Raw genomic sequence first — 25,827 nt, forward strand, 5'->3', positions numbered from 1 at the left:
CGAAGTCTCCTTGAGGTCAGCCCTTCAGATGCGGGCGGGGAAAGAGGCGCCGGGCGATGCCGGAGGGTGCGAAAAGGATCGAGAAGGCGTAGATGAGGGCCGCCGTCATGATGATCGTCGGGCCGGAGGCGAGTTCGAGATGGTAGGAGGCGATCAGGCCGAGATAGCCGGAGGCGCCGGCGCTGGCGGTCGCGACCAGCATCATGACGGGCAGGCTGCGCGACCAGAGCTGGGCGACGGCGGCCGGCAGCATCATCAAGCCAACCGCCATCAGAGTGCCGAGCGCCTGGAAGCTGGCGACGAGGTTCAGCACGACGAGCAGCAGGAAGAGAACATGATAGATCGGCCCACGCCCGCCGACGGCGCGCAGGAAACCCGGATCGAAGCACTCGGCCACCAGCGGCCGGTAGATGGCGGCGAGGACGACGAGCGTCAGCGAGGTGATTGCGCCGATCTGGTAAAGGGCGGGGGCATCGATCGCCAGGATGGTGCCGAAGAGCACATGCAGCAAATCGATGTTCGAGCCGCGCAGCGAGACGATCAGGACGCCGAGCGCCAGCGACGCGAGATAGAAGCTGGCAAAGCTCGCATCCTCCCGCAGCACGGTCATACGGCTGACCGCACCGGAAAGCAGCGCCACCGACAGGCCGGCGACAAGGCCGCCGAGGCCCATCGCCGTCAGCGACAGCGAGCCGGCGACGAGATAACCGATCGCCGCGCCGGGCAGCACGGCATGGCTCATGGCGTCGCCCATCAGGCTCATGCGCCTCAGCATCAGGAAAACGCCGATCGGCCCTGAACCGAGCCCGAGGCAGAGGCAGGCGACAAGGGCGCGGCGCATGAAACCGAAATCGGCAAAGGGCGCGAGGAAGAGATCGTAGGCCGTCATGCCGCCGGCGCCTCTTGCGGGGCGCAGGTCGCCGCATCCTCATCCCAGCGCTCGGCCATGGCGCGGGCCTTCATCAGATTGGCGGAGGACATGATGTCGGCGGTCGTCCCCCATCCGACAAGCTCGCGGGCTAGCAGCAAGGTTTGAGGGAAATGCGCCCGGACAAGCTCGAAATCATGCAGCACGGCGATGACGGTGCGGCCTTCGCCATGCCAGCGGGCGACGATATCGACGAGATCCCTGGTCGTGCGGGCATCGATTGCCGTGAATGGTTCGTCGAGCAGGATGACGCCGGCATCCTGCAGCAACAGCCGGGCGAAGAGCACGCGCTGGAATTGGCCGGCCGAGAGAGATCCGACATGGCGCCTGGCAAAACCGTCGAGGCCAACGGCGGCAAGCGCCTCGCCTGCTCTCTTGACGTCGGCGGGCGCGACACGGCCGAAGGCTCCCCTCGCCTTCCAGACGCCGAGCATGACCGTGTCGATGACCGAGATCGGAAAGCGCCGATCGATCTCGGCCGCCTGCGGGAGATAACCGAATTCCGCCCGGCCGAGCCGGTGTTCGACCCTGCCCTCGGCCGGACGAAGCTCACCCATGATCGCCTTCAACAGCGTCGACTTGCCGGCCCCGTTCGGCCCGGCAATCGCCGTCAGGCTGCCGGGCGCAAAAGCGCCGGTGACATGATGAACGGCCGGGTGGCGGTCATAGGCGATGGTGAGATCATCGAGACGGATCAACGGCGTCATGGCAGCAGAACCGCCCACTGGATGGCGAGCCAGAGGACGGCGGCGACCAGCGCCACGCCGATCACCCTTGATAGAGCCGATTGTCCCATGAGGCTGAAGGGAAGGCAATCGGGGCTCGGCGGCATGGCTGATCCTACAATGTAATAACATAACTGTTATGTTATAAAGAAAGCGGCAGGAATGAGGCGGGAGCGGGACGCGTTGGCGGATGCCGCGGTTGTCTGCCTCGCCTTTCGTCTGGGCGGCGATAAGGCTCCGAGAGGCAAGCGCCGACATTCCAGAGAGCCTCATCCTGAGGCGCCCCGCAGGGGCCTCGAAGGGCGAGGCGGGTGCGTCGCCGCTCGATGCATGCAAGAAGCAGCGTTGCGGCGTGTCCTTAGAGGCTCCGGCCTCTGGCCTGCGCGCCTCAGGATGAGGGACGTTGGAAGATGCCGCTGTTAAATTTCCACCGCGGCAGTTTGTAGGATTGTCCGAACATCCGAGGGAGCCTCATCCTGGTGTGCTCCGAGAGGCAAGCGCCGGCATCCAGAGAGCCTCATCCTGAGGCGCCCCGCAGGGCCCCGAAGGGCGAGGCGGAGGCTTGCCCGGAAACAATAAAAGGGCGACCGACCGGCCGCCCCTTTGATCGCTTGGAAAGCGAAACTCAAAGCAGTTCCAGCATCGCCGCCGCACCGGAAACCGTCGCCTGGCCGGGGCTTTCCTCGATATTGAGGGCTTTCACGACGCCGTCTTCTACCAGCATCGAATAGCGCTTGGAGCGCAGGCCGAGGCCGCCGGCGGAGAGGTCGGCTTCGAGGCCGACGGCCTTGGTGAAGCCGGCATCCCAATCAGCGAGGAAGTGGATCTTGCCGAGGCCGCCGGAGGATTGCGCCCAGGCGCCCATCACATGCCAGTCGTTGACGGCGAGCACGGCGATGTCGTCGATGCCCTTGCCGAGGATGGTGTCCCGGTTTTCGAGATAACCCGGCAGGTGGTTCAGCGAGCAGGTGGGCGTAAAGGCGCCCGGCACGGCAAAGAGCACGACGCGCTTGCCGGCGAAAAGCTGCTCGGTGGTGATTTCGACCGGGCCGTCCGCGGTCTTTTCCTTGAAGGTGGCGGCCGGAAGCTTGTCGCCGATCGCGATGGTCATGGTTTTCTCCTCCGGTTCTATTGCGGGGTTCGGGCTGGACGGCAGGCGCCGTCGGGGAATGAGGGTGACTATAAGTGCCGGTCAATCAAAGGCAAGCGCGGTCTCCATTGCCCTGCCGCCATCGATGACAAGCACGCGCCAGCGCTCGCCCGAAATGTCGTAATCCTTAGGTAGTTTGCCGATCATCACGTCGGTCCTGAAGGTGGCGCCCTCGCGTTTGCCGCCGCTCTGCTTGGTGAAGGCATAGCCGCTCGGACCGGTGACGATGATATCGGGCGCGCCCTTGCCGTCGGCCGGCAGAGCGAGCGTCAGCGACAGCGTCTTCCGATCGGGCGAGATCGCATGCGCCGTCACCTTGAAATCATCCGACGGCGGCTTCGGCAGCGTCGCATCGGCCGCCGCAAGGATCGCCTCTTCTTCCGGGCGCGACTGCATGGCGCGGCCGAGCTTCAGGCTCAAATTCGCCTGGAAGGGAATGCAGATATCCTTGCAGATGCCGATGAAGACTGTCGCATCGATCGTGACCTCGCCTTTGCCGGCCGCCGTCAGCGACAGCGGCAGCGTCACCGGCGCGTCATAGGCGATATCCTCGATCCCACCTTTGAAAAAATGCTTCGGCAGGGGATAGGCAATGGCATCGAGCCTTACGCCGCTGGCCGGCGCGATGGTGACCTGAGGCGGAATGCCGCTGTTGCCGGGCTCGCGCCAGTAGGTGATCCAGCCGGGTGTCGGTTCGATCTGCAGGCCGGCGCGGATTTTGCCACTGGCATCGGGCGCCAGCGCCACGAGGCGCATGCGGCCTCCCTCGGCCTCGGCCCAGGCGCTCATTTCCGCCTTGGCGGAAAAAAAGGGGGCAAGGCTCGCGGTCAGGGAAATGGCCGCCATCAAAAGCCGTCGCGAGGCCAATGAAATAGTCATCATGGAACAAAGGTTTACCGAAAGTGCTCTCCGGCCGCCAGAAGCGGCGGCCATTTAATCTTCATTTTCGGTTGATTGATTTGTGACATTGGCCCATCTTTCTCTTGTCGGGGCCTTTGTGCGGTCTGGCAGCAGGAGGAATGATGTCCTTATCGACGCTGAAGAACAGACGGGAACGTGGCTTCTTCGATGGCCAGTTCCTCATCGCCATGCCGGGAATGGAAGACCGCAATTTCGCGCGCACGGTGATTTACATCTGCGCGCACTCGGATGCCGGGGCCATGGGCTTCGTCATCAACCGGCCGCAGAGCCTCACTTTCACCGACGTGCTGCTGCATCTCGACATGATCAAGCAGGAAGAACCGATCGTTCTGCCGCAGCGGGCGCGCGACTTCCCGATCCAGACCGGCGGCCCGGTTGAAAGCGGCCGCGGCTTCGTGCTGCATTCGGACGATTATGCCAGCGACTCCTCGATCCCGGTCAGCGACGACATCTGCCTGACGGCGACGCTCGACATCGTGCGCGCCATTTCCAAGGGCGCCGGGCCGAAACGCGCGACGATGCTGCTCGGCTATTCCTCCTGGGCGGCCGGCCAGCTCGAAAACGAGGTCGCCAACAATGGCTGGCTCACCTGCCCTGCCAATGAGGAACTGATCTTCGACCGTAACCTCGAGGACAAATACGAGCGGGCGCTCGCCGGTATGGGCATCAACGCCGCCATGCTTTCGGCCGAAGCCGGCCACGCCTGAGGGTCGCTGCTCGCCTGACGGTCGCCGCTCCCTGACGGTCGCTGCTCCATGACAGTCGCTGCTCCATGACAGTCGCGGGAACGATTAGGCGCGAGTGACGTTCCCTTCCCGCGCGGACGAGAGGTCCGACGCCGAGCACGGAGACATCACACATGGGTAGCACCAGCGACAAGATTTCAGGCAAGGCAAACGAAATTGCCGGCAAGACCAAGCGGGCGGTCGGCCGGGCCACCGACGACCCCGACATGCAGGCCAAGGGCGACGTCCAGGAAGCCAAGGGCAAGGGACAGGTCGCAGCCGGCAAGGTCAAGGACAAGCTCAAGGGCGCCGTCGACAGGCTCTGAACCACAAGCTCGGCTCTCATCAACATGCCCGCTGCGCCCGCGCGGCGGGCATTTTCAATCCCGCTCCTGCTTTGCAGAGATTAAAACGATGAAGCTATTTGCCTGCGACAATTGCGACCAGGTCGTCCACTTCGATAACCGCCACTGCGTGCGCTGCAACCACCGTCTCGGCTTCCTGCCCGGCGACCTTGCCATGCACGCGCTGGAGCCCTGCGAAGAGGCGGTCTGGCAGCTCGTTTCCGACGCCGACCGCAAGGTCCGTTTCTGCGCCAACGCAGGCCTCGACATCTGCAACTGGCTGGTGGAGGGCGACGGCGAATTCTGCGCCGCCTGCCGCCATAACCGGCTGGTGCCGAACACCGATACTCAGGACGGCATCGACCGCTGGCGGCGCATCGGCCAGGCGCAGCGTCATCTCTTCTATTCGCTGCTGCGCTGGAAGCTGCCGCATCCCGATCGCGGCGAGGATCCGCAAGGCGGCCTCGTCTTCGATTTCCTCGAAGATTCCCTGCAGGGCAACGGCAATGTCGTGCCTGCCATGACCGGCCACGAGGAAGGCCTGATCACCATCCGCGCTGCCGAAGCCGACGACGCCACCCGCGAACAGGCGCGCAGCTCGATGAACGAGCCCTATCGCACGCTGCTCGGGCATTTCCGCCACGAGGCCGGCCATTTCATTTGGAACAAGCTGGTGCGTGACCAGAACGGCCTCGACGATTTCCGCGCCGTCTTCGGCGACGAGCGGCAGGATTATCTGGCGGCCCTCCAGAAACACTATGCGGCCGGCCCGCCCCTGGGATGGCAGGATAATTTCATCAGCGCCTATGCGTCATCGCACCCCTGGGAGGATTTCGCCGAATGCTTCGCGCATTACCTCCATATCGTCGATACGCTGGAGACAGCCCGCGCCTTCGGCATAGCCATCGATCCGCGCGGCCATGAGGAAATATCCGGCGAGGTCGATTTTCTTCCCTACAGGGCCAAGAGCGCCGAGCAACTCGTCAGTGCCTGGGTGCCGCTCAGTCTCGCGATCAACGCCATCCAGCGCAGCATGGGCCAGCCCGACGCCTATCCCTTCGTGCTCTCTTCGCCCGTCGTCGCCAAGCTCGAATATCTGCATCGGCTGATCCAGGGCGCGGCGGCGCCATAGCAGTGAGATGCAAAGCCTCTCCGATCCACTCCGTGCTCGTCATCGGATGAGTCCGCCTCCGCCCATTGTCGGCTTTCGGGGACGAATTGGCTGCGACGACCCCACATATTCCGTCATCCTCGGCCTTGAGCCGAGGATCCATGCCCCTGCTGGTAGGTGTCGGCGTGGATGCTCGGGTCAAGCCCGAGCATGACGGAGATTAGGTTGGACCGAGGGGCACATTCATGCCGCCAGCGCTTTAATAGAGAGAGGTGCCAACGGCAAAACCTCCCACCCTTCAAAACGAAACCGCCTTGCCCTTCTTGAACGGCTCCATGCCCCTACGCGCGAGTTCATCGGCGCGTTCGTTTTCCGGGTGGCCGGCGTGGCCCTTGACCCAGTGCAGCGTCACCTTGTGGCGGTTGCGGGCTTCCTCCAGCGCCTGCCAGAGCTCGGCATTCTTCACCGGCTTCTTGTCCGATGTCTTCCAGCCGTTTTTCTTCCAGCCGAAAATCCACTTGGAGATGCCGTCCTTGACATAGGCGCTATCGGTATAGAGGTCGACTTCGCAAGGGCTCTTCAGGGCCTGCAGCGCCGAGATCGCCGCCATCAGTTCCATGCGGTTGTTGGTCGTCTCCGCCTCGCCCCCGCAAAGCTCCTTTTCGATCTCGCCGTAACGCAGGACGGCGCCCCAGCCGCCGGGACCGGGATTGCCGGAGCATGCGCCGTCCGTGAAGATATCGACATGTTTCATAGGCTCAACCCGTATTCGGCCGGAGAGCTGATCTGGCGATGGAAGCGCAACTTGCGCAAATATTCGAGCGGGTCCTTCTTGGTGACCATGGCGCCCTCAGGCGTCGTCAGCCAGTCATAGAGCCGCGTCAGGAAGAAGCGAAGGGCCGACCCGCGCGAGAGCACCGGCAGGGCAGCGATCTCCTCGCCGCTCAACGGCCTGACACTCTGGTAACCCTCGAGCATCGCCGTGCCCTTGGTGATGTTGTAGGCGCCGTCCTTCTCGAAGCACCAGGCATTCAGGCAGATCGAGACGTCATAGGCGAGCAGGTCGTTGCAGGCGAAATAGAAATCGATCAGCCCGGAGAGGTCATCGCCAAGGAAGAAGACGTTGTCGGGGAAGAGGTCGGCATGGATGACGCCGGAGGGCAGGTTCTTCGGCCAGGCAGCGGCGAGAAAATCGAGCTCGTTGCGGATCTCGCCCTGCAGGCCCGGCTCGACCTCACCGGCGCGCGCCTCGGATTTCTCCCAGAGCCCCCGCCAGCCGTCGATCGACAGCGCATTCGGACGTTTCAGCTCGAAGCCCTCGCCGGCCACATGCATTTCGGCGAGCGCCCTGCCGACCTCGCGGCAGTGCTTCGCCTCCGGCTTTCTCAGCCACATGCCTTCGAGGAAGGAAATCAACGCGGCCGGGCGGCCGGAGAGCGAGCCGAGCAGCGCGCCGTCGCGCCGCGGCAGCGGCAGCGGGCAGGAGAGGCCTCGGGCCGAGAGATGCTGCATCAGGCCGAGAAAAAATGGCAGGTCGCTCTTTTCCACCCGCTTCTCATAGAGCGTCAGGATCAGCGGGGCCTTGGAGGTATGCAGCAGGAAATTGGAGTTTTCGACGCCTTCGGCGATGCCCTTGTAGGAGAGCAGCGTGCCTGCATCATATTCCGTCAGGAACCATTTCAGATCGTCTTCGGCGATATCGGTGTAGACTGCCAAGGGAGGTCTCGTCTCTGTATTATGGATGGTGGATTGCTGGGCCGCGATGGCGGCCTAACCGTTGACGAAGGCCATGTCGGCTGCCGTCAGCTCGATACTGCGCAATTCGCGGTTGACCAGGAAGTTTTCAGTTTCCTGCACCGTCTCGGCCAGCTCGACGCGGGCATCGAAGCGGGCGCGGAAAGCTTCGATGATCTCGTTGACGATGACCTCAGGCGCCGAGGCACCGGCGGAAAGGCCGAGCGTCGAAATCGCGCCGATCTCCTCCCAGTCGAGCTCGGCGGCGCGCTGCACCAGGATCGATTTCTTTGCCCCTGCCCTCAGCGCTACTTCGACGAGGCGCTTGGAATTGGACGAATTCGGCGCCCCGACGATGATGAAGAGATCGCAGCCGGGGGCCGCCTGCTTCACCACTTCCTGGCGGTTGGTCGTCGCATAACAGATCGAATCCGCTGCGGGCGCTGTCAGCTTGGGAAAGCGTTCCTGGAGGCGGGCGATGACGCCGGCGGTATCATCGACCGACAGCGTCGTCTGGGTGACATAGCCGAGATTGTCGGGATCGGCGGGGGCGTAGGCCTCGGCATCCTCGATCGTCTCGATCAGCGAAACCGCGCCCTCCGGCAACTGCCCCATCGTGCCGATCACTTCCGGGTGGCCGGCATGGCCGATGAGGACGACGTGGCGGCCGAGGCGGTTGTGGCGCATCGCCTGCTTGTGGACCTTGGAGACCAGCGGACAGGTGGCGTCGAGATAGAAGAGATTGCGGCTCGCCGCATCCTCCGGCACCGATTTCGGCACGCCATGGGCTGAGAAGACCACCGGCTGGGCGCGATGCTCGGCCGGAATCTCGTCCAGCTCCTCGACGAAGACGGCGCCCTTGGCCTCCAGCCCCTCGACGACATAACGATTGTGGACGATCTCATGGCGCACATAGACGGGCGCGCCGTAGGATTTCAGCGCCAGCACGACGATCTGGATGGCGCGGTCGACGCCGGCGCAGAAACCGCGGGGGCCGCAGAGCCTGATCGTCAAGGGAGGTTTCGCCGCAATATTCATGTCTGTTCCGGATTGAGAGGTTTAGGGACCTCTAGCCCAATATGGCAGAGAATTGAAGCGATACTATTGCCGCGGCGGCTTGGCCTCCTTGCGAAACCAGGAGATCGCCACCACGACCACGAGCACGGCGGCAAGCCCGTACCAGGTCAGGGCATATTGCAGGTGGTCGTTCGGCAGGTCCACCTGGGTGACGCCGCCGATCGGCAGGCCGGCCGGGTTGGGGGTGGAATCCGCATCGACGAAGAAGGGGATGACGCGCGCCTTATCCAGCCCGACGCTCTCGGCCATCACGTCGAGATCCTTCCAATAGAAGATGTTCCTGGCGACATCGTTATCGGGCACCAGCCGGGAGGGTTTGCCGGCAAGCTTTGCGCGGGCGAGGCCCGTGACCGTCTGCTGATCGGTCAGCTGGCCCTGCATGCGCATTTCCGGCTCCTTGTTCTCGTAGGGAACGAAGCCGCGATTGACGAAGAGGATGCGCCCGTCGGAAAGCTCGAGCGGGGTGTAGACGTAAAAGCCGGTCTGGCCACGCCAGGTGGCGAAGAAGTGCCGCTCCTTGTTGTTGATGTAGCGGCCGATGGCGGTGACCTTGCGGTATTCGATGTCGCCGCCGGAGGCCGCCATCGCCTCGATGTCGGCGAGCGGCACGGGCGCCGCAGCCTGGCGGGCGGCGATATCGGCGAGCAGACCCTCTTTCCAATAGAGACGCTCCACCTGCCAGGTGCCGAGCGAAATCAGGATTGCGAGCGAGATCAGCACCAGGATACCCGTCATCACGGGCAGCCGGCGGCGCGGCGCTGCATGTGAAGTATCAGTCACTCAGGCGTCCTTCACGGGCATTGTGGCGGTACTGCATGGCAATCAGGATGCCCTTGAACCAGCGCAGCGTCAGAAGCGACAGGATGATCGTCAGCGGCCCGAAGATGAGGATATGCACCCAGATCGGCGGCCCGTAATTTACCTGCAGCCATAGCACCATGCCGATGATGATGAAGCCGACGATGAGGATGACGAAGACGGCGGGACCGTCTCCGGAATCGGCAAAGGAATAATCGAGGCCGCAGGAGGCGCAGCGCGGCTTCAGGCCGAGCAGGCCGTCGAACAGCTTGCCATTGCCGCAGCGCGGGCAGCAGCCCTTGATACCGGTTTTCACCGGATCGACGGGGGGAAATTGCGCGCTGTCCTCGCTCATGCTGTTCCTTCCAGCGGCCTCTTTCGACCGCTGCATTCAATGCTGCCTTAACTCTCCCATAAAGTATTCGCATCCCGAATGGAAATGCCGTGCGGCGTCTCCTGAGCGATTCGCGCCAAACAGAAGAAGAAGACTGATGACCAATGACAGCCACGCCGGACAGATCGTCATCCTGAACGGTGCGCCGAGAAGCGGAAAATCCAGCATCGCCCGCGCAATTCAGGACGAATTCGAGGGGCCGTGGATCAACCTCGGCGTCGACGCCTACAATGCCATGACGCCGAAACGCTATCTGCCCGGCATCGGCCTGAGGCCCGGCGGCGAGCGGCCGGATCTCGAGGAACTCGTGCCGTTCCTCTATGCGGCACTCTATGAATCGATTGCCATTCACGCCGGATTTGGGCTCAATGTGGTCGCCGATCTCGGCCATCACGACAGCTATTCGCAGCCGCTCGGCATTCTTGCCGATTGCGCCCGGCGGCTGGAGGGATTTCCCGTGCTGTTCGTCGGTGTGCGCTGTCCAATCGAGACGATCATGCAACGGCGGGAGATCAAGCAGGAAGGCCGCGAGACCCTATATCTTCGCGCCACCGACAACGTGCCGGTTCCCGAACCGGTGCAGCGCTGGCAGGAGGAGGTGCACCGCCCCGGCATCTATGACATGGAAGTCGATACATCGGTGCTGACGGCGCTCGAATGCGCCGAGGCGATCCGCCACCAGCTCGACCTCGGCATATCAGAGCCCTCGGCCTTCGACCGGATCGCTGGAGGGCGGTGATGGGCACTGAACTTCTGCAGGTGAAAGAAGTTGAGGATTGGCAAGCCTATCATGCCATCCGGCGGCACGTCTTGTTCGATCTGCGCGGCCTCGATGGCTACGATGACAATCACCCGGATGAGCATGAAACGAGCCATATACCACTCCTGCTGAGGAAAGACGGCGTTGCTCTCGGCACGGTGCGCCTCGATTTGTCGAATGACGCGACCGGTATCGTGCGGCTTGTCGCCATCACGCCGGAGTATCAGAGACAGGGGCTCGGGCGGATTTTGATGTCGGAAGTCGAGAGACTATCGGCCAAGCACGGCCTTGAACGTCTGGAGGTCCACGCCGCGCCAGATGCCGTCCCCTTCTATGAAAAGCTGGGCTGGCTCATGGTCGATGCCGGCCAAAGCAGCCCGCTAATGGCGAAGGACATTCAGTCGTCCGTTGATGGCGCCGGATCGGACGACGATTGACCGTTTCCCTCTATAGGGATTTTGCTTTCGACGCCGGAGGGCGGCCAGCCCCTCATCCGGCTGCCGCCACCTTCTCCCCGTAAGCGGGCCGATGGAATATGCCCCGAACTCTCCGTCCCTCGCCGATCTCTCGCTGGGCATGTCCCCTCGCCCCGTTTTTACGGGGAGAGGGTTAGGGTGGGGGCAAGCGTCCGCATGAACCTGACAGCAGTGGTCTTGAGCCGAGCATCCACGCGGGGTCTTACCCGGCACGAAGAACGTTGAGCTTATGTCGGCACTCGCTTGTATCCGCGACCTCAGCGCTCGCCGCACGAATAGCCGGGTCAAACCCGACAATGACGGTAGCGGACTCCCCAGACAAAAAAGGCGGGCACCGAGCCCGCCTTTTGCATTTATTCCGTCCCGATCAGCCTGCGGCGACCGGAGCGCCCCAGCCGCCCCAGACGTAGATGCAGAAGAACAGGAACAGCCAGACGACGTCGACGAAATGCCAGTACCAGGCCGCCGCCTCGAAGCCGAAATGCTGCTTCGGGGTGAAGTCGCCGCGCAGGGCGCGCAGCAGGCAGACCAGAAGGAAGATCGTGCCGACGAGGACGTGGAAACCGTGGAAGCCGGTCGCCATGAAGAAGGTCGCACCGTAGATCGAGTTCTTGAAGTCGAACGGAGCGTGGGCATATTCGTAGGCCTGCACGCAGGAGAAGAAAATACCAAGCAGCACCGTCAGCGTCAGGCCCTGGACGAGGCCCTTGCGGTCATTGTGCAGCAGCGCATGGTGCGCCCAGGTGACCGTCGTGCCCGAGAGCAGCAGGATAACAGTGTTGTAGATCGGCAGGTGCCAGGGATCGAGGACCTCGACACCCTTCGGCGGCCAGACGCCGCCGGTATAGGCGAGCCGCGAGGCCTGGATCGCTTCGTTCGGATAGAGGCTGGCGTCGAAATAGGCCCAGAACCAGGCGACGAAGAACATCACTTCGGAAGCGATGAACATGATCATGCCGTAGCGCAGGTGCAGCGAGACGACGCGGGTGTGGGCGCCCTCATGGGCTTCCTTCACCGTATCGGCCCACCAGCCGTACATGACGTAAAGAACCAGCACGAGGCCGATATAAAAAAGCCAGGGATTGGCGAGTTCGGCGCCGGCGATCTTGAAGGAGCCGCCGTTCAGGTAACGCATGTAGCACACGCCGCCGAGCGCCATGATGAAGGCGCCGAGCGAGGCGAGAATCGGCCACGGGCTCGGATCGATGATGTGGTAATCGTGGTTCTTCTGATGCGCATCGGCCATGTGGTTATCCCCGGATGTCTTCCTCACTTCGCCTCCGGCATAGCCGGAAACGAGCCTTGATCAAAGTTTCTTTTCAATCTTTACCGCTCCACCCTCATTCGAAGCGACAGGCTTCGGGCCCTCTTTCGGATAGAACGTGTATGACAGCGTCACCGTGTGGATATCCTTCGATTCCACTGCCTTGACGATGTCAGGGTCGATATAGAACACGACCGGCATTTCCAGCTTCTCGCCCGGCTTCAGGTCCGTGTCGGTGAAGCAGAAACATTGCACCTTGTTGAAATAGGCACCTGCTTCGCCCGGCGTGACATTGAACACCGCCTGGCCGCGCTGGGTCTCGTTCGACCGGTTCTCGGCGACGAAATTGACCTGGATGGTTTCGCCGATCTTCGGGTTGACCTCGCGCTCGACCGGCTTGAAATTCCACTGCAGGCCGGGAGCGACATTGGCGTCGAAGGTCACGCGCATCTTGCGGTCGAGAACGACGCTCGACATCTGCTCGACGCGCTGGGTCGTGCCGTTATAGCCGGTCACCTGGCAGAAGATGCGGTAGAGCGGCACGGCGGCATAGCTCATCGCCCCCATGCCGAAGACGAAGCTCAGGCACATCATGACGACGGCGCCGTTATTGCGGCCCTGCTTCTTCGCGGCGGCCTTTTCGCTCATCCGGCCGTCCCCCCGCCAATCTTCACGATCGTGATCGCATAGAAGAGGACGACGAGGCCGGCCAGCACCAGCCCGAGAGCGATATTGCGGTTGCGGCGCGACTTCATCTGCTTTTCGGTGAGCTTGACGAGATCCATCAGAACGAGCCTCCCAATTGCGAAACCAGCATGGCAGCCAGCCGGTCGATCATCAGGGCGGAGAATACGGCGAACAGATAGAAGATCGAAAAGGCGAAGAGCTTCTTTGCCGGGATCATTTTCAGATCGCCGTCGGGCATGCGCCAGACGGCGATGGAACAGTAGATGAAGACCGCGCCGAGGGCAGCGGCGACCAGGCCGTAACCGGCGCTGGCGAAGCCTGCGAAGGACGGCAGGACCGCGCAGATGGCCGTCAGCACCGCATAGGCGAGTATCTGATGCTTGGTGACCCGCTCGCCGGCGACGTTCGGCAGCATCGGTACGCCGACGGCCTCGTAATCGCGCATCTTGAAGAGGGCGAGCGCCCAGAAATGCGCCGGCGTCCACAGGAAGATGATCAGGAAGAGAATGATGCTTTCGATCGTCACCGAATTCGTGACGCAGGCCCAGCCGATCATCGGCGGAAACGCCCCGGCAGCACCGCCGATGACGATGTTCTGCGGCGTCGAGCGCTTCAGCCACATGGTGTAGATGACGGCGTAGAAGAAGATCGTGAAGGCGAGGATGCCGGCCGACAGCCAGTTGACCGCAAGGCCGAGTATGACAACCGAGAAACCTGACAGCACCAGGCCGAAAGCGAGCGCTTCCGACGGTGCGACACGGCCAGCCGGAATCGGGCGCTTGGCCGTGCGACTCATGATGGCGTCGATATCGGCATCGTACCACATGTTGAGCGCACCGGAGGCGCCGGCGCCGACGGCGATGCAGAGGATGGCGATCAGGCCGAGAACGGGATTGATATGGCCCGGCGCCAGCACCAGGCCGGCAAAGGCCGTGAAGACCACGAGCGACATGACCCGTGGCTTCAGCAGTTCGAAGTAATCGCGCGCGCTCGCTTCCGACAATTCGCCGTCCTCTGCAAGCGCCTCGTGATTGTCGATGACCGTCATCATTCCGTCCTGAATGTCTCGATGTCAGGACGCCGTATTCGATGCGGCGTCCCGATATCAGCGCATTTTACTTGATGCGCGGCAGCTGTTCCCACTGGTGATAGGGCGGCGGCGAAGGCAGCTGCCATTCGAGCGTCGTTGCGCCCACGCCCCACGGATTTTCTCCGGCAACGCGCTTCTTGGCGAAAGCTTCGAAGACGCTGAAGAGGAAGACGAGCACGCCGAAGGCCGAGATGTAGGAGCCGATCGACGACACGTAGTTCCAGCCGGCAAAAGCGTCGGGGTAGTCGATGTAGCGGCGCGGCATGCCGGCGAGGCCGAGGAAATGCTGCGGGAAGAACACCAGGTTGACGCCGATGAACATGATCCAGAAGTGCAGCTTGCCGACGAACTCATTGTACATGTAGCCGGTCATCTTCGGGAACCAGTAGTACCAGCCGGCGAAGATCGCAAAGACAGCGCCGAGCGACAGAACGTAGTGGAAGTGAGCCACCACGTAATAGGTGTCATGCAGCGAACGGTCCAGACCTGCATTGGCGAGCTGGACGCCGGTGACGCCGCCGACCGTGAACAGGAAGATGAAGCCGATCGCCCAGAGCATCGGCGTGCGGAACGAGATGGAGCCGCCCCACATCGTCGCGATCCAGGAGAAGATCTTCACGCCCGTCGGAACGGCGATGACCATCGTGGCGAAGACGAAGTAGCGCTGGGCGTCGAGCGAGAGGCCGACCGTGTACATGTGGTGGGCCCAGACGACGAAGCCGACGGCGCCGATCGCGACCATGGCGTAGGCCATGCCGAGGTAGCCGAAGATCGGCTTCCTCGAGAAGGTCGAGATGATGTGGCTGATCATGCCGAAGCCCGGCAGGATGAGGATGTAGACCTCGGGGTGACCGAAGAACCAGAACAGATGCTGGTAGAGGATCGGATCGCCGCCGCCTTCCGGAGAGAAGAAGGCCGTGCCGAAATTGCGGTCGGTGAGCATCATGGTGATGCCGCCCGCCAGAACCGGCAGAGACAAAAGGAGGAGGAAGGCGGTGATCAGCACCGACCAGGCGAACAGCGGCATCTTGTGCAGCGTCATGCCGGGAGCGCGCATGTTGAGGATCGTGGTGATGAAGTTGATCGCACCCAGGATCGACGAGGCGCCAGCAATGTGGAGCGCAAAGATCGCCAGGTCGACGGCCGGTCCCGGCATGCCGCTCGTCGACAGCGGCGGATACATCGTCCAACCGCCACCGGCGCCATAGGCGCCTGCGGGACCTTCAACGAACATCGAAAGCAGCAGAAGAGCAAAGGCCGGAACGATCAGCCAGAAGGAGATGTTGTTCAGGCGCGGGAAGGCCATATCGGGCGCGCCGATCATGATCGGCACCATCCAGTTGGCGAAGCCGCCGATCATCGCCGGCATGACCATGAAGAAGATCATGATCAGCGCGTGCGCCGTCGTGAACATGTTGAACATCTGCTTGGCGCCATCGACGGCGGCATCGCCCTCATAGCCGTAGACCATCGAGGCCAAGCCGTGGAAGATCTGGATGCCCGGCTCCTGCAGCTCCATGCGCATGGCCACCGACAGCGCGCCGCCGATGATGCCGGCGATGATCGCGAAGATCAAATAGAGCGTGCCGATGTCCTTGTGATTGGTCGAGAACAGCCAGCGATTAACAAAGCTTGGCTTGTGCCCGTGATCATGATCGTGATCATCATGCGCGTGGTCGTGGTGGGCGTGAGAATGATCGTCGTGAGCGGAAGGTCCAGCCATTGTCCCGATCCCTTTAATTACTGTGCTTTGGCAACGTCGACGGTCTTTGCGGGACCATCGGTTGCGGCCATGAGTGTCTTGTAGGCGCCGGGCAGGTCGCTGGCGGCCGTGGTCAGCCACTGCCTGTACTTGTCCTCGGAGACGACGCGGATGGCGATCGGCATGAACGCGTGGTCCTTGCCGCAGAGCTCGGAACACTGGCCGTAGAACAGGCCTTCGCGGTCGGCCTTGAACCAGGTTTCGTTCAGACGGCCCGGCACGGCGTCGATCTTGACGCCGAAGGACGGCATGGCGAATGCGTGAATGACGTCGGTAGGTGCCGCGGTCACGAGGACGCGAACCGTCTTGTTGACCGGCAGGACCAGCTCGTTGTCGACGGCGAGAAGACGCGGGTAGACCGACTTGTCTTCCTTGCCGGCGGCCGCGCGGTCCTGATCCTTCAGCAGGTAGGAATCGAAGGCGAGCGGTGTTTCGCCCGAGCCCTCATATTCGTAGTTCCACTGCCACTGCGTGGCGGTCGCCTTGACCGTGACGTCAGGATTTTCCGGCAGCGTCAGCTGCGCCGTCAGAAGATTGAAGGAGGGAATGGCGAGAAGGAGCAGCACCAGGACCGGCCCCACGGTCCAGATGACCTCGATCAGCGTGTTGTGGCTCGTCTTCGAAGGCACCGGATTGGCGCTGGCGCGGAACTTGAAGCAGACGACGATGAGCAGGATCAGAACGAAGAGCGTGATCGGAACGATAAACCACAGGGTATATTGTTCGAACCACTGGATTTCCCGCATGATCGGCGTCGCCGCCGGCTGCAGCGTTGCCTGCCACGGCGTCGGCTGGTCGGCATATGTACCGGAAGCAAAAAGCAGACAGACCAGCGCGGTCAGAGCTGCATAAGCCTTCTTCATCACCTTATTATCTCCCTCGAGCGCTTGACCTGCAAAAACGGATGCAGAATCCTTGCCATCTTCAGCGCTTCAAACCACAGTTTGGCATTTGCCGCAACAGGCCAGAGCAATTGTCTGTGCGGCATTTTCGCTTAAAGAGCAGGCAGGCTCGGACGGCAAAACATCCCAAGTTTTTCATCAGCATATGAAAAAACGCCTTTCCGGCCAATCCGGCCGCCGCACAATATGTTGTAAAGGTCCAATTTCTGCCGTAGTCCCCCGGTTTTCACGGGGTGGGGCTTTTCATTTCCGGTGGGCGGCTTCAACAATAGCCGCAATGATTCGATATCCAGAGGTTTCCATGGGTTTCCGTTCCCTCGCGCAGTCGCTCGTCGTGACCGCCAGCATCGCGGCCGCGGCGACGACGCCCCTCTTTGCGCAGCAACCCGCCCCTTCCCCGGCCAACCCCTCCACACCGGCACCGGCCGCCCCTGCCCCCGCCCCGCAGCAACCGAACGCCGCTAGCCCGAATGCCGGACAGGTGACGCCCGGCCAGACGCAGCCACAGGCGCCGGGCACGGTGAAATCCAATCATGGCGCCTGGTCCGTCGTCTGCGACAAGCCGGCCGGTGCGGCGGCCGAACAATGCGCGCTGATGCAGAACGTCATTGCCGAGGACCGGCCGGAAGTCGGACTGTCCGTCGTCGTGCTGAAGACGGCCGACCGCAAGTCGAAGATCCTGCGCGTGCTCGCCCCCCTCGGCGTGCTCTTGCCGAACGGCCTCGGGCTCAATGTCGACGGCAAGGATATCGGCCGCGCCTACTTCGTGCGCTGCTTCGCCGACGGCTGCTATGCCGAGGTCGTGCTCGAGGACGAACTGCTCAAGACCTTCCGCAGCGGCGCCCAGGCGACCTTCATCGTCTTCCAGACCCCGGAAGAAGGCATCGGCATCCCCGTCGACCTCAAAGGTTTCGCCGAAGGCTTTGACGCGCTGCCGTGAGGGCTGGCGGCCTGCCGTAAGCCCGCATTTTCAGCTGCTGCGGAGTCGAGCCACGGGTCTCGCCCCCTCCTTCGTGTCCCACTCTCGCGGATGAACACACACCCGAGCGGCCGCTTTGCGCCTTCATCTCGGTGATACAGTCCACCAAAGCGGTGTCTTGAAAGCGACAATGCGGCGCACTGACCAGGTGGCGCGTGTTGCGTCAACAGCGGACCATTGCATTAAACTTGACTGCCTTTCCGCTAAGTGTCTGTCACTGGCCTGCCAACAGCAGATCACTCATGCGCCAGGACTGCCTTTCCCCACGCGAATTGGCGATTGTAGAAAATCCGCACTGACAGAACCACGCCCGCGATGAGGACAACCACTCCAGCGACTTCGATCGGGGTTGGCCAACGGGCATGGACGACAAGCCCTCCGATAACGCCAAAGGCGGTTTCCGAAACGATCAATTGCGCGGCTAATGCAACGGGCAGGCTCCGTGATGCGATGTTCCAGGCCAAGACGCCGCCTACGGTTGCCAGCAGCGCGAAAGATGCGCCCCAAAGGTACAGATTGCCGGCGGCGCTCCATCCAAATCCCAAAGTCGGAAGCTGGAAGAGGTTCATGGCGGCACCGAAGGGATAGAAGGCCAGCATCAAGACGCCGCCGCCCACCAGTATCAGCGCCGACCACACGCTCGAGTGCACATCCGGCCGGGCGGCGAGTGCGGCCTGATTTGCAAGCGCGAACCAGCACCAAAGGCCCACTGCAGCGAGCGCCAGTGGCACGCCGATCCACATTGATCTAACGGAGTCCAGTCCCTCGGCTGTGAATGACGTGCCATTGACGAGAGCAAGGCCGACCACCACCAGCGCCAACGGCATCATAAGCGACCGCCATGGCAATGATCCCTGGCGCTGGTTGCCAATGACCATCAGGACGATCGGTACCAGACCGAGAAAGGCCGGAGCGATGACCGGGCCAGCAAAGACCGCAGCTCCCGTCACCGTCAGGAAATAGCCGACATATCCAATGAAAGCGAGCCAGATGGCCTGCAAGCAATTGCCAAGCGTGAGATGGCGCACGACGCCCTTCTGCGAAAGCAGAATGTAAAGTCCGACCAGCGCTGAGACGACATGACGAATGAGGGCGAAATCAAAGTTGGAATAGTCACCGATGATGAAGGGCACGACGAAGTTGAGAGAAAAGGCAAAGGCTGCAAACAGAGCAGCAGACACGCCGACATAGAAGGTTCTGTCCATCGTGTTCACCTTTCGGAGTTTCGTCACTGAGCCAGCTATCTTCGTGAAGCCGACAGCGTCGGTTGATCGAATGGGTGAAAATTACCGGCCGCGAGCCCAGGCCGGTACCCAGTGAAAATGAGAACCACCTTCTCGATGCTCGTCAGAGGATAGTGAAGCGGTTCTGCGCCGCCGAGGTCAGGTAGAGCTGCAAAGTGAATGGCCGGGGAACAGCCAGCCGGGATATCAGTTCCGCAGGTGGTTGTGCCGCTATTCACCGAAGCAGATTTCTCATATCCTCGACATCGAGGCTTGTAATCGGCGGGATGTCATGGATCGGCTTGATGCAATGCGGGTTCTGCTTGCGGTTGTTGACGCCGGGAGCTTGTCGGCGGGCAGTCGCAAGCTGAACGCGCCGCTGCCGAGCGTCAGCCGCAAGGTCGCCGATCTGGAACGGTACCTCGGCACCAATCTCGTCATCCGAACAAGTCGCAACCTACAGCTGACCGATGCAGGGCGTGACTATGTCGACGCCGCACGCAAGATCATCGCCGATCTTGAAGAGGTCGAACGCAGGGCATCAGGTGAGTACCAGACGCCGCGGGGACTGCTGACCATCACGATGCCGATTGAATTTGGCCACCGGTATGTGCTGCCGATTGTTCTCGACTTCATGAGCAAGCATCCGGAGGTGACATTGAATGTTCTCTCACTTGACCGGTCTGTTCATCTGGTCAACGAGCAGGTCGATATCGCCATTCGGCTGGGTGAGCTGGTCGACAGTTCGCTCTATGCCGTAAAGGCTGGCGAATTCCGTCTGTTGACCTGCGCAAGCCCCGCCTATCTGGAGCGGCATGGCATTCCTCAACATCCCACCGAACTCACCAGCCACGACGGGATCATGTTCCACAACCGGTCGTTCTTCTGGAGTTTCGAGATCGACGGGAAGTCTGTCGAGGCGATGCCGCGGACCCGGATCGAGGTCAACACGGCGGCCAACTGCGTTGCCGCCGCGCGAAACGGTGCCGGGATCGCCCGCCTCTTCGACTATCAGGTTCCGGAAGAAGTGTCCTCGGGCGCGCTTGTGCAGATTTTGAAGGACTATGGCGGCGAGCCCAAGCCGATCCACATCGTCTATTCGCGTCAGGGCCTGCTCGCCCTCAAGGTGCGTGCCTTCATTGATTGGGTCCTGCCCCGGCTTCGTGCCGCCTGCAGCAACTATGGCGATGTCCCGTCACTGGAATGATGTCCGCACTTCTTGGACCGTCCGCCCCACATCCTGGAGATGCGGATAGTGACCGATGTCGGGAAGGACCGAGAGCTTGGCCCCGATCCGTTCGGCGAATTCCTTGCCCATTTCCTTCTTGATGTAGAGGTCCTTCTCGCCCCAGACCACCTTCACCGGGGTCCTGAGCTTTTCCAGATTGGCCTCGAAATACGCCTGGTCCCTGGTGAAATGCGCGTAATAGCTCGCGAAGGCGTCCGCTGTCGTGAGCGCGCCATTGGACCAGCCCTGCGCCATGTCGTTCCTGAACCGGGCAGAGAGTTCGAACTGCGCCTCCTTGGCCAGCCCTCTCCTGAAAGCGTTCTCGAGAATGTCGGCGCGGTTCCTGTTGAGTTCCTCCCGCGCCTGATCCGCGGACGACTTCTCCTTCAGCTTCTGCAGGCTCGCATACATGTAAGTCGGGCGGTCGAAGGGCGCGAAGTCACCGACGATAATGGTTCGCGCAATGTCGGGCTTCTTCAAGGCCAAGAGAAGCGCCGGGAGGGCACCGATATCCGTGCCGTAGATCGTGAGCCTGGACCTGTCGATGTGCGCCCTCTCGAGGTAGCCGTCCAGTACATCCGCATAATCCGTCGGCGCATACGAGAAGCGGTCAGTCGCCGGGCGCGAGGAAAACCCGTAGCCGGGCCAGTCGAAAGCGTGGACCTCGTAGTCGTCGCCGAGAGCCAGGGAAGCCTCCTTCCAGGCATACATGGTTTCCGGAAAGCCGTGCAGGAAGAGAACCGTTCCCTTTGGCTTCGCATTGCCCACGACCATCCTTCTCAGGGTGATGTCCTTGTCGATCTGAATGAAGCTGATGTTTGCCCTCGGTGGAGCCCCGTAGTTCTGAGCGTGCGTTGTTGTCGTAATGGCGGAAAGTACCGCGGCAGCCGCAAGCAGCTTTCCAAGCGTGGTCCTGGTCATGTCAGTAGCTCCGTGTCGGCGCGTCAGCGAACGACGCGGTCAACTTGCGCCTGAAGACGCGGGCCGATCAGCAGGATGGCCGGGATGACGATGAGATAGGCTATGCTCCACGAGCGGAGCCATGTCAGGACGAACCCTTTCGAGAAGCCGAGATTGAGCGCGAGCAGCGTGAAAGAGATCAGCCCTGTCGTTACGATACCCATCGACAAGGCGAAGGCGATCTTGCGTTTGAAATGCGTGTCCATGTTGGCCTCCTGGATAGATATGGAATCACCCTCTCACGATTGGGATCCCGGGTTAGCGCTTCAAAGATCGCGCAATGCTGCTGCACACGGTAGCAAGGGAACCTGAGAGGCAGCCTCTCGAATTCGGCAAGTTTCCAACGGCACGGAAACCGATAGACCGATCGCGAAAGGACGAAAGTCATGTCGCGAACACGCCCCAAGGCTCTCATCACTCATGCATCCTGCGCGATTGGGCTGGTCTACGCCGATCGCCTGGCGCGCCGTGGCTACGACCTCGTGCTCGTAGCCGATCGCGGCCAGCGTCCGACCGCGCTTGCGCGTATCCTACAGCGCGAAACCGATGCACGTATTGAAGTCCGCGTCGCCGACCTGACAAGGGAACGTCACCTCAAAGATGTCGAGGCCGAGGTCCCAGGCCTCGACCTCCTGATCAACAATCTCGAGCTGCCAATCGATGGATCGATTGTTGATGGCAGGACGCCAAGTCTCGATCGGCTGCTTGATATCAACATCAAGGTCCACGCCTGGCTCACGGCAACGGCAGCCAGAAGCATGGTGATGCGGCGCAACGGCGCGATTGTGAATGTTGCGTCGGCGGTTGGTCTGGCCCCCGAGTTCGCCACAGGCGCCCATGGTGCCACCAAGGCCTTCGTCATCGCGCTGACCCGAACGTTGCAAGCCGAATTGGTGCCCGATAACGTCTATGTGCAACTCGTCATCGCGGCTGCCACACTGACCCATGGCTGGCCATGGGATGATTGTCGGCCCGAACCTCTGCCCGGCGTGATGACGCCACAGGACTTCGTCGATGCCGCGATGGTAGGGTTTGATCTTCGCGAGCCCGTCACCATCCCCTCACTCGCTGAGGCTGATGGCTGGATGCGATATGAAAACGCCCGAAACGCGCTGCTTTTCGACCTCGTCAACGGCGACCCCGCCTCTCGTTACCTGAAGCGGGGCTGATGGAAAACGAGAGTCTCACTCTCGCTTTCGCTCGCTACCGGGCAACTCTTCTCAGGCTCATATTCCCGTCATCGCAGCCCACAATCGTATTGGTCCGGGCGGCGTCCACCAAAACCCGAAAGGAAATGCCATGCCTGAGACAATGGGAACGGCCGTCATTACCGGGGCTTCGAGCGGCACGATGCCCTTTATGCATTACAGCGACAGGTAGGACCGTCGCGAAGGAAACAATGTTCAACACCTGCAAGGGAGAAAAGCCATCATGAATGCACGATTCATCGGCGCAGCCTGCGCCATTCTCGCCATTGCCACACCCGCAGTTGCTCATGGGCCAGGCGATGTCGTCACGCCCCATTTCGAACACGCGATACCGAACATTCCCGGAAAGACACTGACAGCGCTGGTCGTTGACTATCCACCGGGCGGAGCCTCCGTTCCGCACACGCACGCGGACTCGGCCTTTATCTTCGCCTACGTCCTCTCCGGAGAGATCGAATCGAAGGTAAACGACGGCCGGATCCAGCGCTACGACGCCGGCGAAAGCTGGTACGAGCCGCCGGCAGCCCGCCATCTCGTCAGCCGCAATGCCAGCAAGACCAAACCGGCAAAGCTGCTCGCCGTGTTCGTCGCCAACTCCGAGGAGAAAGCGCTGACCACTGCGGCCGAAGAGAGCAATACCGCAGAAAGGAAGCAATAAGATGAGCAAGCGCCTTGATTACAACCAGATCGCACCAGCCGGCGCCAAGGCCCTTGGCGGGATCTACGGATACGTCTCGCAGAGCGGCCTTTCCCCGACGCTGGTCGAACTGGTCTATCTTCGCGTTTCCCAGATCAACAACTGCGCCTTCTGTCTGGACATGCACACACGCACCTTGCTGAAAAAGGGCGAGAAGATTGAAAAGATCGCCCTGCTGCAAGCCTGGGCGGAAGCCGGCGAACTCTTCGATGCGCGTGAACGGGCCGCTCTCGCCTGGGCGGAGACGGTGACGCGCGTGGCAGAGACCGGCGTACCGGATGAGGCCTACGGGAAAGCCAGAGCCGTGTTCGACGAACGGGAGCTTGTTGACTTAACAATCGCGATCAGCCTGATGAACAGCTACAATCGCATGGCCATCAGCTTTCGCAACACGCCGCAGGCTGCGCTTGAGCCATAGCACCGGCGCCGCCCCAATTGACCGCGGAGGCAATCTGTCGATGCCTCCGCCACCGTGCCGGCTTCGCAGTGAGATACCCATCGATCGCAATGGCGGGTTCCGGCAAATCACCGAGGAAAGGAAAGGAAATGGCCTACGCAAAGACCGACGAGGCAATCGGAAAGCTGACGCCCGAGCAGTATCGAGTAACGCAGCAGAATGGCACCGAGCGCCCCTTCACGGGAGAGTATAACGACAACAAGCGGCCGGGGATCTATGTCGATATCGTATCCGGCGAACCGCTATTCGCCTCGTCCGACAAGTTCGATTCTGGTTGTGGATGGCCAAGTTTCACCAAACCGATCGTGCCGGCGAATGTGCGGGAGCTACGGGACGGCTCGCACGGCATGATTCGCACCGAGGTGCGCTCCGAGCATGGCGACAGCCATCTGGGCCACGTGTTTACGGACGGCCCGCGCGACCGGGGCGGCCTCAGGTATTGCATCAATTCCGCGGCATTACGTTTCATCCCCCGTGAGCACATGGCGGCGCAGGGCTACGGGGCGTTCATCGAACAAGTGGAGGATATCTGAATGATCAGCAGAGCTGTTTTGGCCGGTGGCTGTTTCTGGGGAATGCAAGACCTGATCCGCAAACTTCCCGGCGTCATCGAGACCCGTGTGGGCTACAGCGGCGGTGACGTCCCGAACGCCACCTACCGCAATCACGGGACCCACGCCGAGAGCATCGAGATCATCTTCGATCCTAAAATCATCAGCTACAGGCAGATCCTGGAGTTCTTCTTCCAGATCCACGATCCAACGACAAAAAACCGGCAGGGCAACGACATCGGCCTCTCCTATCGTTCGGCGATTTACTACGTCGACGACGAACAGAAGCGAATAGCCGAAGACACCATTGCCGACGTCAACGCTTCCGGCATCTGGCCGGGCAAAGCGGTGACCGAGGTGGAGCCAGTGGGGGACTTCTGGGAGGCCGAACCGGAGCACCAGGACTACTTGGCGCGCTACCCCAACGGCTACACCTGCCATTTTCCACGCCCCAATTGGGTGCTACCCGGTAGATCAGCGGCCCAATAGCGGGCCGTCGCCTCGACCGTAAGACACATTGCTTTCAACGCGTCCGGCGGAAGCGGCGGGCGCGCATTTTCAGCTAAAATATGCTATACACCATAGTCGCAATTGGGGCAGACTTGCGAGTAATCTCTTCATGGACTTCGCTGAAGGAGAGAGGCGATGAGCAGTGCGCTGCATCCACTGCTAGAGGAAGCCTTGACGGCGCATGGCGGACATGAGCGCTGGCGCAACTTCACCGGCATTGCCTCGACCATACTGACCGGCGGAAAGCTATGGGAACTGAAAGGCGCTCCGATAATTCCTGTGCCTCGGCGAGCAACGACCGAGTTCCGCCGCCAATGGACTCGCGTTACGCCCTTTGGCGAGCCAGATTGGGCAATGACCTGGACCCCGGCCCATACGGAGATTGCGGCTGGAGACGGTTCGCTCGTCGCGGAGCGAGACAACGGTCGTGATGCGTTTGATCGAACCTTTGATGGGCAGTGGGACCCGCTGAACCTGGCCTATTTCAATGGCTATGCGATGTGGACCTACCATGCGACGCCGTTTGTTTTCGGCGAGCCGGGATTTGAGGCGCGCGACGTTGCCCCGATCGAGGAGGCAGGTGAATTGCTTCGCGGCGTAGTCGTGCGCTTCCCCGAGAACATCGCCACCCACACGCGCGAACAGCGCTTTTACTTCGACACGAATGGGCTGCTTCGACGTCATGACTATACGGTTGATGTCTGGGCCGACACTCCGGCTGCGCACTTTGTCGCTGATTACGTCGACGTTGATGGCCTGAAGTATCCTACCCGACGCAGCGTATTCACTCTCAAACCGGACGGCACTCTCGACCGCGATTTCAATGCCGTCACCATAGAGCTATCGGAATATGCGCTGTTTTGAGACTGGCGTCATGGATTTCGTAGGCGGTTGAGCTGCCAGCCAATTCGTTCCAGGTTCTGAAGAAAGGCGGCAAACTTGTCTTCGCCGTTCCCTTCCGGACCGGGCCCTAGCTGAAGCTATGAGGTCACGGCTTGCTTCTTTCTCGTTGACGTTTCCACGGCGAGCTTGCGAAAAATATCATCGCTCGTCAGCCAAGGGATGATTCAGGTTCATATCGGGCCTAAATTGCCCTTCGAACAAGCAAGGGAGGCCCATCTCATGCTGGAGGGAAGCCTTCCTCGTCCGAAAGGCAAGATTGTCCT

The 25,827-nt window shown here is 61.5% G+C and carries 32 protein-coding genes; 13 read left to right on the forward strand and 19 right to left on the reverse strand.

The annotated features are described in order from the left end of the window. Positions 1 to 16 precede the first annotated feature (16 nt). The 5 genes from FFR93_RS14775 to FFR93_RS14795 form a co-directional block, all read right to left on the reverse strand. Positions 17 to 889, reverse strand: coding sequence for a metal ABC transporter permease (locus FFR93_RS14775; protein WP_138393763.1), 873 nt, complete (start codon positions 887 to 889; stop codon positions 17 to 19). Then, positions 886 to 1,635, reverse strand: coding sequence for a metal ABC transporter ATP-binding protein (locus tag FFR93_RS14780; protein WP_138393764.1), 750 nt, complete (start codon positions 1,633 to 1,635; stop codon positions 886 to 888). Before FFR93_RS14780 ends, FFR93_RS14775 begins: the two co-directional genes overlap by 4 nt. Next, positions 1,632 to 1,760 carry a hypothetical protein gene (locus tag FFR93_RS41910; RefSeq protein WP_281407905.1) on the reverse strand — a complete coding sequence of 43 codons (129 nt, stop codon included), beginning with the start codon at positions 1,758 to 1,760 and terminating at the stop codon, positions 1,632 to 1,634. The genes FFR93_RS14780 and FFR93_RS41910 overlap by 4 nt, the downstream gene beginning before the upstream one ends. Positions 1,761 to 2,278: 518 nt before the next feature. Beyond that, positions 2,279 to 2,764, reverse strand: coding sequence for a peroxiredoxin (locus FFR93_RS14790; protein WP_138393766.1), 486 nt, complete (start codon positions 2,762 to 2,764; stop codon positions 2,279 to 2,281). A gap of 81 nt (positions 2,765 to 2,845) precedes the next feature. Continuing rightward, complete coding sequence (locus FFR93_RS14795; RefSeq protein WP_171049189.1) at positions 2,846 to 3,685, reverse strand: protein-disulfide reductase DsbD domain-containing protein; 840 nt, start codon at positions 3,683 to 3,685, stop codon at positions 2,846 to 2,848. Between the two features lie 140 nt (positions 3,686 to 3,825). Here FFR93_RS14795 and FFR93_RS14800 point away from each other — a divergent pair, with 140 nt between their 5' ends. From FFR93_RS14800 to FFR93_RS14810, 3 genes are all read left to right on the forward strand, one after another. Next, positions 3,826 to 4,431 (forward strand): YqgE/AlgH family protein, encoded by a 606-nt coding sequence (locus FFR93_RS14800; protein WP_064706374.1) that lies wholly within the window; start codon positions 3,826 to 3,828, stop codon positions 4,429 to 4,431. Positions 4,432 to 4,583: 152 nt separating this feature from the next. After that, entirely contained in the window at positions 4,584 to 4,775 is a 192-nt protein-coding gene (locus tag FFR93_RS14805; RefSeq protein WP_064706373.1) for a CsbD family protein, read from the forward strand. An 88-nt stretch (positions 4,776 to 4,863) separates the two neighbouring features. Further along, positions 4,864 to 5,925 (forward strand): putative zinc-binding metallopeptidase, encoded by a 1,062-nt coding sequence (locus FFR93_RS14810; RefSeq protein WP_138393768.1) that lies wholly within the window; start codon positions 4,864 to 4,866, stop codon positions 5,923 to 5,925. Positions 5,926 to 6,202: 277 nt separating this feature from the next. Here the strand turns inward: FFR93_RS14810 and rnhA are convergent, their stop codons facing one another. The 5 genes from rnhA to FFR93_RS14835 form a co-directional block, all read right to left on the reverse strand. After that, complete coding sequence (gene rnhA, locus FFR93_RS14815; protein ID WP_138393769.1) at positions 6,203 to 6,658, reverse strand: ribonuclease HI; 456 nt, start codon at positions 6,656 to 6,658, stop codon at positions 6,203 to 6,205. Then, positions 6,655 to 7,620 (reverse strand): homoserine kinase, encoded by a 966-nt coding sequence (locus tag FFR93_RS14820; RefSeq protein WP_138393770.1) that lies wholly within the window; start codon positions 7,618 to 7,620, stop codon positions 6,655 to 6,657. The genes rnhA and FFR93_RS14820 overlap by 4 nt, the downstream gene beginning before the upstream one ends. 54 nt (positions 7,621 to 7,674) lie before the next feature. Continuing rightward, a complete protein-coding gene (gene ispH, locus FFR93_RS14825) occupies positions 7,675 to 8,676 on the reverse strand; it encodes a 4-hydroxy-3-methylbut-2-enyl diphosphate reductase (protein WP_138393771.1) in 1,002 nt (333 codons plus the stop codon). A 63-nt stretch (positions 8,677 to 8,739) separates the two neighbouring features. Next, positions 8,740 to 9,495, reverse strand: a complete 756-nt coding sequence (locus tag FFR93_RS14830; protein ID WP_138393772.1) for an SURF1 family protein — start codon at positions 9,493 to 9,495, stop codon at positions 8,740 to 8,742. Further along, positions 9,488 to 9,868, reverse strand: coding sequence for a DUF983 domain-containing protein (locus FFR93_RS14835; protein WP_064710916.1), 381 nt, complete (start codon positions 9,866 to 9,868; stop codon positions 9,488 to 9,490). Before FFR93_RS14835 ends, FFR93_RS14830 begins: the two co-directional genes overlap by 8 nt. Positions 9,869 to 10,004: 136 nt before the next feature. On the opposite strand from FFR93_RS14835, the gene FFR93_RS14840 reads away from it, so the two are divergent. Together FFR93_RS14840 and FFR93_RS14845 are read left to right on the forward strand one after the other, a co-directional pair. Beyond that, a complete protein-coding gene (locus tag FFR93_RS14840) occupies positions 10,005 to 10,646 on the forward strand; it encodes a chloramphenicol phosphotransferase (protein WP_138393773.1) in 642 nt (213 codons plus the stop codon). Then, the gene (locus tag FFR93_RS14845) at positions 10,646 to 11,104 is read left to right on the forward strand and encodes a GNAT family N-acetyltransferase (protein ID WP_138393774.1); all 459 of its coding nucleotides are present in this window, start codon (positions 10,646 to 10,648) and stop codon (positions 11,102 to 11,104) included. Before FFR93_RS14840 ends, FFR93_RS14845 begins: the two co-directional genes overlap by 1 nt. A gap of 406 nt (positions 11,105 to 11,510) precedes the next feature. Here FFR93_RS14845 and FFR93_RS14850 read toward each other — a convergent pair whose 3' ends face one another. From FFR93_RS14850 to coxB, 6 genes are all read right to left on the reverse strand, one after another. Then, positions 11,511 to 12,389, reverse strand: a complete 879-nt coding sequence (locus tag FFR93_RS14850; RefSeq protein ID WP_064706363.1) for a cytochrome c oxidase subunit 3 — start codon at positions 12,387 to 12,389, stop codon at positions 11,511 to 11,513. Positions 12,390 to 12,449: 60 nt separating this feature from the next. Further along, a complete protein-coding gene (locus tag FFR93_RS14855) occupies positions 12,450 to 13,055 on the reverse strand; it encodes a cytochrome c oxidase assembly protein (protein WP_138393775.1) in 606 nt (201 codons plus the stop codon). Continuing rightward, positions 13,052 to 13,192, reverse strand: a complete 141-nt coding sequence (locus FFR93_RS40880; RefSeq protein ID WP_092752087.1) for a hypothetical protein — start codon at positions 13,190 to 13,192, stop codon at positions 13,052 to 13,054. The genes FFR93_RS14855 and FFR93_RS40880 overlap by 4 nt, the downstream gene beginning before the upstream one ends. Next, positions 13,192 to 14,142 (reverse strand): heme o synthase, encoded by a 951-nt coding sequence (locus FFR93_RS14860; protein WP_064707018.1) that lies wholly within the window; start codon positions 14,140 to 14,142, stop codon positions 13,192 to 13,194. Before FFR93_RS14860 ends, FFR93_RS40880 begins: the two co-directional genes overlap by 1 nt. Before the next feature lie 67 nt (positions 14,143 to 14,209). Then, positions 14,210 to 15,907, reverse strand: a complete 1,698-nt coding sequence (ctaD, locus tag FFR93_RS14865; protein ID WP_064706361.1) for a cytochrome c oxidase subunit I — start codon at positions 15,905 to 15,907, stop codon at positions 14,210 to 14,212. Between the two features lie 17 nt (positions 15,908 to 15,924). Beyond that, complete coding sequence (coxB, locus tag FFR93_RS14870; RefSeq protein WP_064706360.1) at positions 15,925 to 16,809, reverse strand: cytochrome c oxidase subunit II; 885 nt, start codon at positions 16,807 to 16,809, stop codon at positions 15,925 to 15,927. Positions 16,810 to 17,125: 316 nt separating this feature from the next. Here coxB and FFR93_RS14875 point away from each other — a divergent pair, with 316 nt between their 5' ends. After that, complete coding sequence (locus tag FFR93_RS14875) at positions 17,126 to 17,788, forward strand: invasion associated locus B family protein (protein WP_138393776.1); 663 nt, start codon at positions 17,126 to 17,128, stop codon at positions 17,786 to 17,788. Positions 17,789 to 18,063: 275 nt separating this feature from the next. Here FFR93_RS14875 and FFR93_RS14880 read toward each other — a convergent pair whose 3' ends face one another. After that, entirely contained in the window at positions 18,064 to 19,032 is a 969-nt protein-coding gene (locus FFR93_RS14880) for a DMT family transporter (RefSeq protein WP_064710914.1), read from the reverse strand. A gap of 310 nt (positions 19,033 to 19,342) precedes the next feature. On the opposite strand from FFR93_RS14880, the gene FFR93_RS14885 reads away from it, so the two are divergent. Continuing rightward, a complete protein-coding gene (locus FFR93_RS14885) occupies positions 19,343 to 20,257 on the forward strand; it encodes a LysR family transcriptional regulator (RefSeq protein ID WP_064707017.1) in 915 nt (304 codons plus the stop codon). On the opposite strand, the gene FFR93_RS14890 is transcribed toward FFR93_RS14885, so the two are convergent. Next, positions 20,246 to 21,199, reverse strand: coding sequence for an alpha/beta hydrolase (locus FFR93_RS14890; protein WP_138393777.1), 954 nt, complete (start codon positions 21,197 to 21,199; stop codon positions 20,246 to 20,248). The genes FFR93_RS14885 and FFR93_RS14890 overlap by 12 nt on opposite strands. Before the next feature lie 23 nt (positions 21,200 to 21,222). Then, the gene (locus tag FFR93_RS14895) at positions 21,223 to 21,444 is read right to left on the reverse strand and encodes a DUF2798 domain-containing protein (protein ID WP_064710912.1); all 222 of its coding nucleotides are present in this window, start codon (positions 21,442 to 21,444) and stop codon (positions 21,223 to 21,225) included. 180 nt (positions 21,445 to 21,624) lie between these two features. On the opposite strand from FFR93_RS14895, the gene FFR93_RS14900 reads away from it, so the two are divergent. From FFR93_RS14900 to FFR93_RS14925, 6 genes are all read left to right on the forward strand, one after another. Beyond that, the gene (locus tag FFR93_RS14900) at positions 21,625 to 22,407 is read left to right on the forward strand and encodes an SDR family NAD(P)-dependent oxidoreductase (RefSeq protein WP_064706355.1); all 783 of its coding nucleotides are present in this window, start codon (positions 21,625 to 21,627) and stop codon (positions 22,405 to 22,407) included. Between the two features lie 262 nt (positions 22,408 to 22,669). Further along, the gene (locus tag FFR93_RS14905) at positions 22,670 to 23,104 is read left to right on the forward strand and encodes a cupin domain-containing protein (RefSeq protein ID WP_064706354.1); all 435 of its coding nucleotides are present in this window, start codon (positions 22,670 to 22,672) and stop codon (positions 23,102 to 23,104) included. 1 nt (position 23,105) lies between these two features. Further along, positions 23,106 to 23,561, forward strand: a complete 456-nt coding sequence (locus FFR93_RS14910) for a carboxymuconolactone decarboxylase family protein (RefSeq protein WP_064706353.1) — start codon at positions 23,106 to 23,108, stop codon at positions 23,559 to 23,561. A gap of 128 nt (positions 23,562 to 23,689) precedes the next feature. After that, positions 23,690 to 24,133: a peptide-methionine (R)-S-oxide reductase MsrB gene (gene msrB, locus FFR93_RS14915; protein WP_064706352.1), complete on the forward strand. Its 444-nt coding sequence runs from the start codon at positions 23,690 to 23,692 to the stop codon at positions 24,131 to 24,133. Beyond that, complete coding sequence (gene msrA, locus FFR93_RS14920; RefSeq protein WP_138393778.1) at positions 24,134 to 24,640, forward strand: peptide-methionine (S)-S-oxide reductase MsrA; 507 nt, start codon at positions 24,134 to 24,136, stop codon at positions 24,638 to 24,640. 156 nt (positions 24,641 to 24,796) lie between these two features. After that, positions 24,797 to 25,525, forward strand: coding sequence for a hypothetical protein (locus FFR93_RS14925; RefSeq protein ID WP_171049190.1), 729 nt, complete (start codon positions 24,797 to 24,799; stop codon positions 25,523 to 25,525). Positions 25,526 to 25,827 lie beyond the last annotated feature (302 nt).

The organism is Rhizobium sp. MHM7A (assembly GCF_005862215.1).
GTDB lineage: Bacteria > Pseudomonadota > Alphaproteobacteria > Rhizobiales > Rhizobiaceae > Rhizobium > Rhizobium bangladeshense.